We start from the raw sequence: 12,803 nt of genomic DNA on the forward strand, positions 1-12,803 counted from the left end.
ACATTTCGGAGATAGTGAAACACAAATTCTAGAACCATTCAATGTGGAATGAATGTTCTATTTATGCGTGTTGTGATGACTACGCTTTTCAGCCACCGACACCGTGAGCGCCATCGCAAAAGCCATGCTGGCAGAGAGCGAACGGAAACCGGCATGATCGGCTTCGACCAATTCGAACCAGATGTCAGCACTTTCGGCCAAAGGGGAAAGCGCCGAATCCGTCAACGCGACGAGCGGAATGCCCAGACTGGCGAGGCGGCGCGCCTGGGTCGCGCTTTCCGAGGCGTAGGGCGAAAAGCTTACGGCAAAGCCGGCATCGGCTTTGCCAGCCATGGCGAGAACTTCGTCATCGATACCCGCCTGCGTGCCAACCATCTGGCATCGGATTTTCAACTTTCCAAACGCGTAGGCCATGTATGCAGCAATGGGAAACGAGCGGCGCTTGGCGATCAGATAGATCGTGTCCGCCTGGGCCAGCAGATCGGCGGCGCGGTCGAAGGCATCCGGGTCGATTGCGGAGGACAGCGCATCGAGGCTGGCATGGGCGGCGGCAACGAAACTGTTGAAGATGGCGAGGCTCTCCTCGGCCTCTACCCCCTCGGCGGCCAGCTTGCGCAGGCGATCCTCGTAGGAAGATGTCCGTTCCCTGAGGCGCGCCCGGAAAATCTGCTGTAAGCCCGAAAAGCCTTCGAAGCCAAAGGACTGGGCAAAGCGCACCAGCGTCGAGGGCTGCACGCCTGCCGAATGGGCAATGCTTGCCGCCGTGCCGAATGCGATTTCGTCCGGGTGATCTAGTGCATAGGCCGCAACCTGCACCAGGCGCTTGGGAAGGGTCGACCGCCGCTCCAGAATGGCTGTCCGCAGGCTGTCGAAATCCTCGGCGGCAACAATGGTCGTATCGGACACATCAAGCTCCACGGAATGAATATTCCACAGATGGAACAGATTGATGTCGAGCGCAACAAAAAGGCGAACTCCCCGGCCCCATGGATGCGAGCGGCAGGAGGCCCACCGCTCGCGAGAACATCAGGCCGTGGCGAGATGGGCGGGAGGATTGTTCTTCTCGGCCCAGAAGATGAAAGCGGATGCGCCGATGATGAGCAGGGCGCCCGGCCAGAACCAGACGGATGGTTCTTGACCCAAGGCGATCCAGCCAATCAGCCCGCCGAGCAAAACCTTCACATCGGCGAAGGGCTGAAGATAGGTGGCATCGGCATTGCGATAGGCAAAGGCCAGAAGATATTGTGCACCTGCGGTAAGCGCCCCCAGCAACAGCAGCAATACAAGGCCGTTCCCCTCGGGGAGGGCAAAGGGAAAACCGGGAGCTAGGCCAGCAGGAAGCACGCCGCCAAGGGCGTTTGCCAACAGCAGAATCGCAAGATGGTTCGGCGTCATGAGCACCAAGAGCGAAATGGTAAGCGTTTCCGGGCTTTCACCACTGCGCGTCAGATGCTTGGTCAAAACGTCCGTGGCTGCCCAGAGGGCAGCGGCGCTGATTGGTATGAGCGCCTGCAGGCCCAGGCCTTCAGTGCCGACGCCGGAAATGATGATGGCACCCATGAAGCCCAAGAGCGCTGCGGCCAGTCGCGCCGGGGAAACCTTTTCGCCCAAAAACAGCACCGACCCGACAATGATGAAGAGCGGCCCCGTCGCAAGCAATGTCACCATCTGCCAGATCGGCACACCGGACGCGTAACCATAAACGAACACATGCACGCCGATGGCAGAGACCAGCGCGCGGAGCTCATGCGCCAGTGGATGGGCTGTGCGTAGATTACCGAGGCCGATGCGCAGGATAAGGGGAAGCGCCAGAATGGAAGCAATGAGGTATTGCCAGAAGGCCATACCGGTTGAACTCATGCCGACACCGCCATATTCGACCGGCGTTGGCAGGATGGATTGCAACGTATTGGAGCCAGCAAACACCAGGCTGGCAGCTAACATGAACAATGCGCCAGTGGTGGCAACAATGGGGGAAGAGGAAATCTGGTTCATTCGTCGTCCTTTCCGTAACCAGTTTCCTCAGGGTTACGGGAGACGACAGGCCGGAATGACGCGGCCCCGCAATGTGGCAACGCGCGCCCGGCAAGGCGCTTTTTCCCGTTCTCTTTCATCCGGACTATACCGTCGGCCCCGGATTTGCACCGGATCTGCTGACCTCCCAATGGGAGCGCTCGCGGGCTTGGCATTGCTGCCTTTACCGCCGGTGGGGAATTTCGCCCCGCCCTGAGAACAATGCAGGCGAACCTGCGAAATCGAATGTAGGAGGCCGTTCGACGGGGGGCAAGTGCGCACAGGGGTGTAACTGTGCTTGATCTGCGAGGCATGCAGAAAACTGTTTTCTCGGGACTCGTCGCGCAGCACACCGATGCTCTTGCAACAATCAGCTTGCCTTCGACCACAATTGGATTAAACAAGATCTTTCTTGTTAAATGAGATTAGCCATGTCAGAAACTGTCGAGGGCCGCTGGGCCGAGATCTTCGGCCCGCGCTACCTTCCGGTCACGACCATTCTCGCCTTGGGCGTCACACTCTTTGCCTTCAACGCCTTTTTGTCTGCCGCTGCTCTGCCTTCGGCAGTGCGCGAGCTGGGCGGGGTAGAGATTATCTCATGGGCAACGACGCTTTATCTGGTGTTTGCCATTGTCGGCGGAGCTGCCGCAGCCTTGCTCAAGCAACGGATGGGGTCCCGCCGGTCTCTGATCGGCCTGGCGCTGATCTTTCTCGCAGGAACGCTCATCGCAGCGACCGCTGGCGACATGTCGCAGGTCCTGGTCGGTCGCGCTATTCAGGGGCTTGGCGAGGGCGTCGTGGCGGCGCTCTGTTTTGCGTTGATCCCAGAACTCTTCCCGAGCCGCCTCGTGCCGAAAGTGTTCGGGATGCAGGCCGTGGTCTGGGCCATGGCGGCGTTTGGCGGGCCAGCAGGGGCAGGGGCGTTGACCGAACTGATCTCTTGGCGTGCCGCCTTCCTCATCAACGTGCCTTTTGTACTGGTGTTCGTCATCATGGTGCTAGCCGTTGTGCCTAGGGGCAAACGCGCCGATGGCGCTTATGGCTTTCCGGGGCTGCGCTTGCTGACGATTGGCATAGGAACCATGATGGTCGCACTGTCTGCCGTGACAGAGCCGGTCGTTGCGGCTGGGTTGCTTATTTCGGCCGCAGCGTTACTGGCGACAGCGGTCTGGTTGGACCGTCGAGCCACACAGCGCCTAATGCCACCTGACGCTTTTTCCTTGCACAGCGCGGTCGGGTCGGGACTTTGGGTTTTCCTGCTGATGCCGGTCGCTGGGGCGGCCACGGCGGTCTATCTCATCATGCTGCTGCAACAGCTCTGGAACTATGGGCCGACACAAGCGGCCATTACGGGCGCCTTTATGGGCGTCGCCTGGAGCCTGTCCTCGGTCACCGTTGCAAATGTGCGCCAAAGGTCCACGAGACGCATTCTGATCCGCTGCGGCCCTTTATTGCTCGCCGCCGGACTAGGCCTCGTCCTCATGGGCCTTGAGCTGACGCAATTGCCTATTCTGCTGATCGGGCAAGTCGCGATCGGCATGGGCTTTGGCATTTCCAACGGCTACATCATGCTCACCATCATGGAGGCCAGCACGGATACGGAGCGTGACCGCACCTCAGCGCTACTGCCTACCACACAATCGGCGGGCAACGCCCTCGGCGCAGCACTGGCAGGGGTTGCTGCCAATGCTGCGGGATACCCGCTCGCAATGGATAGCGGCGCAGTCCTTGCGTCGATTGTTCCTCTTTTCGTCATGGCGATGGGCTTTGCATTGCTGGCATTCCTTGCTGCACTTCGAATGGTGCAACTCGCCAGGGAAACACCGCTGTCGACCTTTGCGGAAGAGTAAAACCCTTACCTTGAAAAGAGTGATCACAGCCTGCTCGAGCTTTAACCGCTCGCAAACGGCTTTATGTCCATTTCGGCTCCGAAACAGGGCAATCGTCACTAGGCGGGCCGAATCTCGCGAGGCAATCCTGCGATGCTGAAACTTTTCAAGGCCCGGTCGCTGCGGTTCTGGGTCGCTTTGGGCATGATTGTGGCGCTGACCCCGCTGACCCTGTCCGCCATACTTGGTCAACTGGTGCTGAACCGGGGTGTCATTGAGGCTTTCCACGACGTCGCTGAGCGCCAGCGAAGAGAATTTGGTCCGCTGCAGGACCTGCGGATTTTGGTCTGGGACACGCTCATCCCAATCGATGAGTATATCAACGAGGGCGGTGCGCAGCGGCCGCTGTACTATCGCGAACTGCGCAGCCGCATAGAGACTGGTTTTGCCGATGTACGCGCCCAGTTTTCCGATGACCCCGAGGCACTGCAACATCTCGATAGTGCCTTTCAAAGTTGGCAAGTCGCCGACACCCACGCAACGGAGCTGGCATCGGAACTTCTCATTCCCGATGATCCGGCTGCCGAGAGACAGGCCCGTCTGTTCCATAGCTACATTCAGTCTGCCTCTGATCGCCTTGGCCAAGCGTATGATTCTATCGCAATCAAGATCGAGTCGGCTCATGACGACGCCGTCGCGTGGTCCAATAGCGCCGGACTGCTGTTTGGCGGAGCAATGGCGTCGTCGTTTATTGCCATGGTCGCAGGGGTTGCCATTGTCGGGCTCATTATGTCCCGTAGCGTGGACAGATTGGTTGACGGCGCCGCCCGCTTTGCCGACGGGGACCGCAATCATCGTATAAACATCAGCGTACCGCCCGAGCTCAGTCGGGTCGCCCAGGAATTCAACCGAATGATCTCCCGCATCGAGGTGTCGGAGACCGCCCTGGCCGATCTGGCGCGGATTGACGAACTGACTCAGCTGTACAATCGACGCGCCTTCGAAGAGGCTCTCATCCGCGTTCACGCCGGTTTCACCCGCGGAGCGGGCGCCGGGGCACTAATCACCCTCGATATCGATCATTTCAAATCAATCAACGACACATATGGGCATGCTGCAGGCGATGCTGTGCTGCGTGCCTTCGCCGAGATAGTGCGCAAATCCATCCGCGTGGCCGATCAGCTCTACCGCACCGGCGGCGAGGAGTTCGCCATTATATTGGCGCAGACGAGTGCCGAGACCGCGGTCGAGCTGGCAGAGAGAATTCGAGCCGCCGTGGCAGCGCAGCCGATAATCTACAGAGAGCAAACGATCAGGATTACCGTCAGCGTCGGTATCGCCCGGTTCGTCGAGAATCTGGGTGCCGCGGAAACAGTCGCCGCCGCCGATGCCGCTCTCTATTCAGCCAAGGCTGGCGGCCGCAATCGCGTGGTGCTGAGCGAACCGACTGGCCCCTGACGCCTAATAAAATGCGCCGCCCTTTCGAGCGGCGCTGATGTAACCAAGCTGAAATCAGCCTCGTTCGAGCCAGGCGACTTGTTCTGGTGTCAGCTGGATTTCGAAGGCTTTGAGGCTGTCTTCCAATTCCACAAGACGTCGCGGCCCAATCAGCGGAACGCTTGGAAAGGACTGAGCCAGCACATAGGCCAGAGCGATATGGATCGGAGATTTGCCCATCTGTTGAGCCAGTTCGATTGCCCGATCGCGGCGGCCGAAATTCTGCTCATTGTACCAGACGCGGACCAGTTCCTCATTGTCGCGCTTGTCCCGTCCGGCGAGGTCGGTGAAGAAGCCGCGTGCCTGGCTGGACCAGGAGAAGTTGGTGACCTGGCGGTCGATCAGCCACTGCTTGAAGTCTGGTGTGGACGCGGTGACGCAGCCGGCCCAAATCGGGTCGAGCATTTCGGCCAGGGCAAAGTTGTTCGAGAGCGCCTGCGGCGGCGTCTTTCCGTTGGCCTTCGCATAGGCCATGGCTTCGTCCATGCGTTCCTTGGTCCAGTTCGACCCACCATAGGGTCCCCGAATGCGACCAGCCTTCACCTCTGCATCCATGGCATCGACGAATTCGCCGACCGGCACGTCGAGATTGTCGCGGTGCATGAAATACACATCGACATGATCGGTCTGCAGGCGATCGAGGGACTGCGTCAGCTGTTTGGCAATGACGTCGGGATAGACGAGAGGGGAATGGGCGCCTTTGCCGATAAGGACGGCCTCTTCACGCACGCCGCGGCTCTTGTGCCACTCGCCGAAGAGCTTCTCGGTATATCCGCCAGCATAGATATAGGCGGTGTCAAAGACATTGCCGCCCTTCTCCCAGAACGCGTCCAGCAAGATCGCGCCGGAAGAAAAGGTACGGAAGTCCTCAAAGCCCAGGGCGACTGCCGAGGCTTGCTTGGAAAGGCCCGGAATTGAGCGCTTTGGAATGACGCCCTGGTTGCCGCCGAGTGCACGATTGTCGAGAGTTTTGGAGCGCGTCGAAGACTTCTCGATGGAAAACTCGATACCGGCATCGGCGCGCCATTTGTCGAGCACGCGCAGATTGCCCAGCGTGTCGCTCCAGCTCATGCCTGGCGCGTCGAATTCCTGCTTGCCGGCGATGATGGCAAGCGAAGCCGCTTCTGCTTCGAAGGAGTAGACATGGGCGCTTTCGTTGACGCTGACGCTTTCCGTTTTGCCGCCCTTGATGATGTCGATCCGTCCAAGACCCTGATCGCGATTGCCGCCGGCGAACCAGAAATCAGGTACATCTATCCGGCCTTCAGCGCCGTGAATGCGCAGCACATTGTCAAGATTGGCCATGACTGCGCAGGAAACCTGCGCGACAATTCCAGTTTCGAATGTCAAAACCGCTGCAGCGAAGTCGTCCGTACCCTCTTCGTTCAGATGCGCCGTGCCGGCAACCTTGACCGGGTCGGCGAAGGGCTTGCCGCTGACGGCGCCGGCCAGGAGGCGCGCCATCGAAACCGGATAGCAACCCACATCCATGATCCCGCCACCGGCGAGCTCGGAAGCGAAAAGGCGATGCTGCGGCTGGAATTTGCCCATGTTGAAGCCAAAGCTCGACTGGATCATGCGCACTTCGCCGATTGCCCCTGACCGCACCAGTTCGAGCAGTTTCGCCGTCTGCGGATGAAGGCGGTACATGAAGGCTTCGCCGGCAAAGGTGCCGGCCTTGCGGTGGGCGTGGAAAACCGCGTCGGCCTCATGCGCGGAAAGCGCCAGCGGCTTTTCGACCAGCACATGCTTACCAGCCTCGGCGGCCTTGATTGCCCATTCGGCGTGGCCGGTATGGGGCACGGCAATATAGACCGCGTCGATATCCCTATCGGCGAGCAGGGCATCATAGCCCTTCACGATGCGCGCACCGGGGAAGTCGTCGGCAAGGCCCGGTCGGTCCGGGTTGCGCGTTGCTATGGCGGCGAGAACGCCATGTTCGCTGCCCTTGAGGCCGTCGCGGAAGGCCTTGGCGATGCTGCCCGGTCCAATAATGCCCCAGCGGATTTTCGAAGTCATTTTATAGTCCTGTCAGGAGAGAAATCTAGCGGAGCCGCCGGCCCTGCTGGTCGAAGAGATAGGCCTTGGCCGGGTCAATGGAGACGGTGATGCGGTCTGAGATGTTTTCATTGCGCGATTCCTCGCGTTCGATGATCAGCGGATCGCCTTCAGTGCGGGCGTAAACGTATGAGGTGGTGCCCAAATGCTCGGCTACGTCGACATTGACGGTGATATCCGCGCCCCCGGCACCCGCAGCACCGAAATGCTCTGGCCGCACGCCCAAGGTCACATCCTCGCCCATTTCAGCCGACGCCGAAGGCAGCACCAGTTGCACATTGCCCTGCTGCGGCAATGATAACGTCACGCCAGTGGGAGATTTTGCCACGACCTTAGCCGGTATGAAGTTCATCTTCGGTGAGCCGATAAAGCCGGCCACGAACTGATTGGCCGGGTCGTCGTAAAGCTCGAGCGGCCTGCCAATCTGCTCGACCAAACCGTCTCGCAGCACCACGATCTTGTCGGCCAGGGTCATCGCCTCCACTTGGTCGTGGGTGACATAGATGATTGTAGTCTGCAATTCCTTGTGCAGCCTGGCGATCTCGATGCGCATGTGAACACGCAATTCCGCATCGAGATTGGAGAGCGGCTCGTCAAAGAGGAACACTTCGGGATTGCGCACGATAGCGCGACCAATTGCGACGCGCTGGCGCTGCCCACCTGAAAGTTGCTTCGGCAGGCGGTCGAGCAGGGGCTCCAGCGCCAGGATCTTGGCGGCCGCGTTGACCTGGCGGTCGATCTCTGGCTTGGCCACTTTGGCGAAGCGCAGCGCAAACCCCATGTTTTCTCGCACAGTCATATGCGGGTAGAGGGCGTAGGTCTGGAAGACCATGGCGATACCCCGCCGGGACGGATCGACGTCGTTCATGCGCTGGCCGCCGATCTCCAGATCCCCGGCGCTGATGGTTTCGAGCCCAGCGATCATGCGCAGCAAGGTTGACTTGCCGCAACCGGATGGACCCACGAAGACGACAAACTCTTTCTTGCCGACCTCGAGATCGACACCCTTTATGACCTCAAGCGAACCGAAGGACTTGCGGACACCCCTTAGTGTAACACTGCTCATGGGTTATGAACCTTATTTGACCGCGCCCAGCATGCCTTCGACGAAGCGGCGCTGGAGCAGGAAGAAGATGATGAGGGTGGGTAGGGTGGCAAAGATGGACCCGACCATGACGACGGCGAAGTCTGGGCTGTAGCCTTGGCTGAGTGTCGCCACCACAAGGGGCAGGGTCTTCATCTCGTTGGTCTGCAGCACGATCAGCGGCCAGAGATAATTGTTCCAGTGCGTCATGAACACGATGATGGTCGCCGCTGCATAGGTCGAGCGCATGACCGGCATGTAGACGAACAGGAAGATCTGCCATTCCTTGAGCCCGTCGATGCGGGCGGCATCGCGTAATTCGTGGGGGAAGGCCTTTGTGGCTTGGCGAAAGTAAAAGATGATGAAGATCGAAGCGACCGAAGGCAGGATGATCGCCTGATAGGAATTCATCATCTTGAGGTTGGCCATCAGGATGAAGAGCGGGATCATCAGTGCCGCAAACGGCACGGACAGCATCAGCAGCATTACGCCAAACACTCGCTCGCGAGTGCGGGAGCGGAAGATTTCAAACCCGTAGCCTGCCAGCGACGAAACCAGCAATGTCAGGGCAGTACCCACCCCGGCAATGAAGAACGAGTTGAACACGACGCGAGGCATGTCCGCGGAGGTGAAGAATACCTCGATGTTTCGCCAGAGCGCATCGCCGGGCGTGGACTTGCCGCGGATGAGATCGGCGTTGGTATTGGTGGCGCCAATGACCATCCAGAAGAACGGGAAGACCGATACGAATGCAGCGATGCTGAGCGCCAGGTAGGTGGCGCCCCGGCCAAAAAGGGAGAGGGGATTGCTCATGCCTTGCGATCCCTTGCGGCCAGGAATTGCAGAAAGCTCAGGATCGCGACAAGAATGACGATGACATAGGACACCGTGGCCGCATAACCGAAGCTGGGCATGAACTTGAAGCTGAGGTTGTAAATGTACATCGACAGCGTCAGCGTTGAATCCGAAGGGCCACCCATCGTCAGCAGATTTGGTTCGTCGAACAATTGCAGCGTGCCGATAGTCGAAATCACAGCCGTAAACAGGATCACCGGCTTGAGCATGGGCACGGTGAGGTACCAAAAGCGTGCCCAGGCGGGAACGCCATCGATCTTTGCGGCTTCATAGATCGAGCGATCAATGTTCTGCATCGCCGCCAGGTAAAAGATCATATTGTAGCCCGTCCACCGCCAGGTAATGGCGGAGATGATCACGACCTTCGCCCAGAATGGATCGGCCAGCCACGGAATAGGCGAAGCAATGATGTGCAGGCCCATCAGCATCTGGTTGATGATGCCATCGGCGGCAAACATGGACTTGAAGGTCACTGAATAGGCGACCAGCGAGGTTACACAGGGCAGAAAGATCGCCGTGCGGAAAATGCCCCGTCCCCAGAGCTTGGGGTCGTTGAGAGCCGATGCGAACAGCAGCGCCAGCACGAGCATGATCGGGACCTGCACGGCCAGAAAGATGAGGGTGTTGGTCAGGGCCCGGATGAAAATAGGGTCCTGGGTAAGGCGGATGATATTGGTCAGCCCGCCAAAACTGAATTGCATCCCCCGGCCGACCTGGAAGCTCATCCAGAGCGACCAGATGATCGGATAGATCATGAATATGCCGAGCAGTATCAACGCCGGTAAGACAAAAGCCCAGCCGTTGATGCGTTCGCTCCGCGCCAATTGCGATTGCGCCACGCGATCCTCCCTCCCATGTTTCCTTGGCCCCGCCGCAACCGTGCTCCTTAGCCGCGATCACGATGACCCCCGCTCATCGGAGCGAGGGCCTCGGGGAGGCCGGTGGCGGCGAACCGCCACCGGATGCCGTTTTTACTGGGTTTGCTGGCGAACCTGAGCGTCGATCTGGGAGATAATCTCGTCGATATTGCCGCCGCCGGTTATTGCCGGAATCTGCGCCACGACAGCCGAGTCTGCCTCTTCAGTGAAGATGCCGTAATTGACCGGCGGAATGGCAGCGAGCCAGTTGGAGAAATTCTGCCAAACGGGCGCTCCGCCGAAGAAGTCGTCGGTGGCCTGATAAGCCTCGCCTTCGCGCGCGGCAAGCAGAGAGCCCAGAGCACCCTGGTTGACCAGGATTTTCTGGTAGAAGTCTACGTCCTGCCCCCAGACCGTGGCCAGGAAGTCGATGGCCGTGTCCTTTTCAGGAGCAGAGGCGAGCACGTACCAGCTCGAACCGCCCAGGTTGGATGCATTGACCGAGGATTCGATATCGCCCAGGCGGGGGATTGGCGCCACGCCCCACATCCCGGATTGGTCCGGATTTGCCTTGATGGTTGCAGTCATCCAGACGCCGGTCGGCGTCGCCAGGGTGTCCCCGGATGTAAAGCTGCCGGTATATTCGGTCCAGCCTGCGACGGGCTTGGTGATCCCGGCGGTCAGCAGGCGCTGATAGGTTTCGAGCGTGCTTTTGAAGGCAGGGTTTTCGGCAATCGTCGGGTTGCCGCTTCCGTCGAAATACCAGGTGCCTGCCGACTGCATCATGATGCGGAACAGGTCCGAGGCATTGGGATCGATCGGAAGCAGGATCTTGCCGGTCTTTTCCTTTACGGCCTGGCCGATTTCAATCAGCTGATCCCAGGTGATGTTCTCGAGGTCTGCGGCGGTGTAGCCTGCTTCCTCGAGCGCGTCGGAGCGATAGAACAGCCCGGTCACGCCGGAGTCGAACGGCATGGAATAGGTCTGGCCATCGACCGTCGACACTTCCACCTTGTAGGGTGCAAAAGCAGAATAGTCGATCTTGTCGGTCAGTGGCTCGAAGGCGCCGGGGAACGACAGGAGGTATTTCTGCGCGCGATAATCTTCGACCAGAACGATATCCGGGAGGCCATCGGTAGAGCCCGAGGCAAGCTGGGCCTGCAGCTTCTGCTCCATGGCTGCCTTGTCGAATACCTGGATGTCGATCGTGGCGTCGGGGTGTTCGGCCTGATAGCGCGAGAACGCTTCTTCCATTGTCGCCCCATTGAAATTGGGGTCCCAACACCAGACCGTAAGCTGCTGGGCAGCTGCAGCCGAGACACTGAGCAAGCTGGCGCCAGTCATGACGATGGCAAAGGTGCGCGTCCACCGCGAAGTGATGCGGGTCATCATAGTTCCTCCCTTTTTGTTTGCTCTTCCTCTGAGCGATACCTAAGCTAATCGTCAGGTTGGTGCCGTCGCTCTCATTGGGTATGTGGATTTGGCGGAAAGTAAGATTAGTCGTACTTATTACGAGCCGCTTGCGGATGGCGTGGAGCGCCTGCCCACCGAATTGCAGCTCTTTCATGCCTCCCCCCTCGTCATGCGCGCCCCCCATTGGCACGCTCAGGTGGAAGTGAATTTCATCATCAAGGGCTGGGCCCACTACAAGATGAGCGGTCACGAGGCGACCTTTTCAGCCGGCCACCTTGCCCTGTTCTGGGGCGGCCAGCCGCATTGGCTCGACGATGCTTCAGAAGACTTGGTCTATGCAGGGGGGCACCTACCGCTGGTGCACTTTTTTCGCCTGCGCCTACCTGCCGACGTGCAGGCGCGGCTGATGCAGGGCGCAACACTGGTGACCCAGGCCACCGACGAGTCCGACCCGATCAGTTTCGCGCGCTGGAACCTCTATGCTCGGTCGGGTGATCCGATGAAGGCAAGCCTTGCGGTGGATGAGTTGCTCCTTCGTATCGAGCGCATCCGCTTCTCGCCTTATAGCTTGCTGCCCGACAGTAAGCCGGTGGCCGATGCCGGCGGGCTCGATCACCACGCTTCACCCATTGTGGTGCGCATCTGCGAATATATCGCCGACAATTTCCGGGAGGATATCGATTCAGTCGATATCGCGGTGGCCGCCGATATTCACCCAAAGTACGCCATGACCGTCTTCAAGAAATCGACCGGCATGACGCTCAATGACTACATCAACCTCATGCGCCTGTCTTACGCCCAGGCCATGTTGATGCGTGAGGAGACTAGCGTTCTCACCATAGCGATGGAAAGCGGCTTTGGCTCGCTAAGTGCCTTCAACAAGTCATTCCGCAAGGTTGCGGGGATGTCCCCCAGCGATTTTCGGCGTGACGTCCGTTGCCGGCCGGCCGTGCAGCCCCAAACCGGAACGGGCAGTGTTCCACCCGCCGGCTGATTGGGCGAGGCGGTAACAAGCCGGCGCCCGTTGACACGGGCGCCCGCAGGCGTGTCAGACGCGGCTCTGGCCGAGAAACACCATGGTCAGCAGCACAGCTGCACCCAGAACCCACAGGCTCGCAGCCAACAGGCTGAAAACGCCGATGAAATCGAGTTCCTTGTCATTTGCGTTGGCCATCGTCGTCTCCCATTGCTGATGTC

General features: G+C 59.4%; 11 protein-coding genes and 1 riboswitch. Of the genes, 3 read left to right on the top strand and 8 right to left on the bottom strand.

Annotated elements, in window-relative coordinates:
* Positions 1–57 precede the first annotated feature (57 nt).
* Both VE26_RS04475 and VE26_RS04480 read right to left on the bottom strand, forming a co-directional pair.
* Positions 58–906, bottom strand: coding sequence for a MurR/RpiR family transcriptional regulator (locus VE26_RS04475; protein WP_046105008.1), 849 nt, complete (start codon positions 904–906; stop codon positions 58–60).
* A gap of 120 nt (positions 907–1,026) precedes the next feature.
* Positions 1,027–1,995, bottom strand: a complete 969-nt coding sequence (locus VE26_RS04480; RefSeq protein WP_046103936.1) for a DMT family transporter — start codon at positions 1,993–1,995, stop codon at positions 1,027–1,029.
* 103 nt (positions 1,996–2,098) lie between these two features.
* A riboswitch (FMN riboswitch) is annotated at positions 2,099–2,238 on the bottom strand.
* Between the two features lie 206 nt (positions 2,239–2,444).
* On the opposite strand from VE26_RS04480, the gene VE26_RS04485 reads away from it, so the two are divergent.
* Together VE26_RS04485 and VE26_RS17000 are read left to right on the top strand one after the other, a co-directional pair.
* Positions 2,445–3,863, top strand: a complete 1,419-nt coding sequence (locus VE26_RS04485; RefSeq protein ID WP_046103937.1) for an MFS transporter — start codon at positions 2,445–2,447, stop codon at positions 3,861–3,863.
* A 132-nt stretch (positions 3,864–3,995) separates the two neighbouring features.
* Positions 3,996–5,300, top strand: a complete 1,305-nt coding sequence (locus VE26_RS17000) for a diguanylate cyclase (protein WP_052715658.1) — start codon at positions 3,996–3,998, stop codon at positions 5,298–5,300.
* Positions 5,301–5,354: 54 nt separating this feature from the next.
* On the opposite strand, the gene VE26_RS04495 is transcribed toward VE26_RS17000, so the two are convergent.
* The 5 genes from VE26_RS04495 to VE26_RS04515 form a co-directional block, all read right to left on the bottom strand.
* The gene (locus VE26_RS04495) at positions 5,355–7,358 is read right to left on the bottom strand and encodes an aldo/keto reductase (protein WP_046103938.1); all 2,004 of its coding nucleotides are present in this window, start codon (positions 7,356–7,358) and stop codon (positions 5,355–5,357) included.
* Between the two features lie 25 nt (positions 7,359–7,383).
* Positions 7,384–8,463: an ABC transporter ATP-binding protein gene (locus VE26_RS04500; RefSeq protein ID WP_046103939.1), complete on the bottom strand. Its 1,080-nt coding sequence runs from the start codon at positions 8,461–8,463 to the stop codon at positions 7,384–7,386.
* 12 nt (positions 8,464–8,475) lie between these two features.
* On the bottom strand, positions 8,476–9,294 hold the full coding sequence (locus VE26_RS04505) for a carbohydrate ABC transporter permease (protein ID WP_046103940.1): 819 nt from the start codon (positions 9,292–9,294) through the stop codon (positions 8,476–8,478).
* Positions 9,291–10,175 (bottom strand): carbohydrate ABC transporter permease, encoded by an 885-nt coding sequence (locus VE26_RS04510; RefSeq protein ID WP_046103941.1) that lies wholly within the window; start codon positions 10,173–10,175, stop codon positions 9,291–9,293. Before VE26_RS04510 ends, VE26_RS04505 begins: the two co-directional genes overlap by 4 nt.
* A 132-nt stretch (positions 10,176–10,307) precedes the next feature.
* On the bottom strand, positions 10,308–11,585 hold the full coding sequence (locus tag VE26_RS04515) for an ABC transporter substrate-binding protein (protein WP_046103942.1): 1,278 nt from the start codon (positions 11,583–11,585) through the stop codon (positions 10,308–10,310).
* An 82-nt stretch (positions 11,586–11,667) separates the two neighbouring features.
* Between VE26_RS04515 and VE26_RS04520 the strand changes: the two genes are divergently transcribed.
* Positions 11,668–12,600, top strand: coding sequence for a helix-turn-helix domain-containing protein (locus VE26_RS04520; protein WP_084619958.1), 933 nt, complete (start codon positions 11,668–11,670; stop codon positions 12,598–12,600).
* Between the two features lie 54 nt (positions 12,601–12,654).
* On the opposite strand, the gene VE26_RS18685 is transcribed toward VE26_RS04520, so the two are convergent.
* Positions 12,655–12,780, bottom strand: coding sequence for a hypothetical protein (locus VE26_RS18685; RefSeq protein WP_280136870.1), 126 nt, complete (start codon positions 12,778–12,780; stop codon positions 12,655–12,657).
* Positions 12,781–12,803 lie beyond the last annotated feature (23 nt).

The organism is Devosia chinhatensis, from assembly GCF_000969445.1.
Taxonomy (GTDB): Bacteria; Pseudomonadota; Alphaproteobacteria; order Rhizobiales; family Devosiaceae; genus Devosia; species Devosia chinhatensis.

Excerpts from the sequence above, each read along its gene's own strand:
- VE26_RS04505 (WP_046103940.1), bottom strand. The coding sequence starts at position 9,294 with ATGAGCAATCCCCTCTCCCTTTTTGGCCGGGGCGCCACCTACCTGGCG.
- VE26_RS04495 (WP_046103938.1), bottom strand. The coding sequence starts at position 7,358 with ATGACTTCGAAAATCCGCTGGGGCATTATTGGACCGGGCAGCATCGCC.
- VE26_RS04500 (WP_046103939.1), bottom strand. The coding sequence starts at position 8,463 with ATGAGCAGTGTTACACTAAGGGGTGTCCGCAAGTCCTTCGGTTCGCTT.
- VE26_RS04480 (WP_046103936.1), bottom strand. The coding sequence starts at position 1,995 with ATGAACCAGATTTCCTCTTCCCCCATTGTTGCCACCACTGGCGCATTG.
- VE26_RS17000 (WP_052715658.1), top strand. The coding sequence starts at position 3,996 with ATGCTGAAACTTTTCAAGGCCCGGTCGCTGCGGTTCTGGGTCGCTTTG.
- VE26_RS04515 (WP_046103942.1), bottom strand. The coding sequence starts at position 11,585 with ATGATGACCCGCATCACTTCGCGGTGGACGCGCACCTTTGCCATCGTC.
- VE26_RS04485 (WP_046103937.1), top strand. The coding sequence starts at position 2,445 with ATGTCAGAAACTGTCGAGGGCCGCTGGGCCGAGATCTTCGGCCCGCGC.
- VE26_RS18685 (WP_280136870.1), bottom strand. The coding sequence starts at position 12,780 with ATGGCCAACGCAAATGACAAGGAACTCGATTTCATCGGCGTTTTCAGC.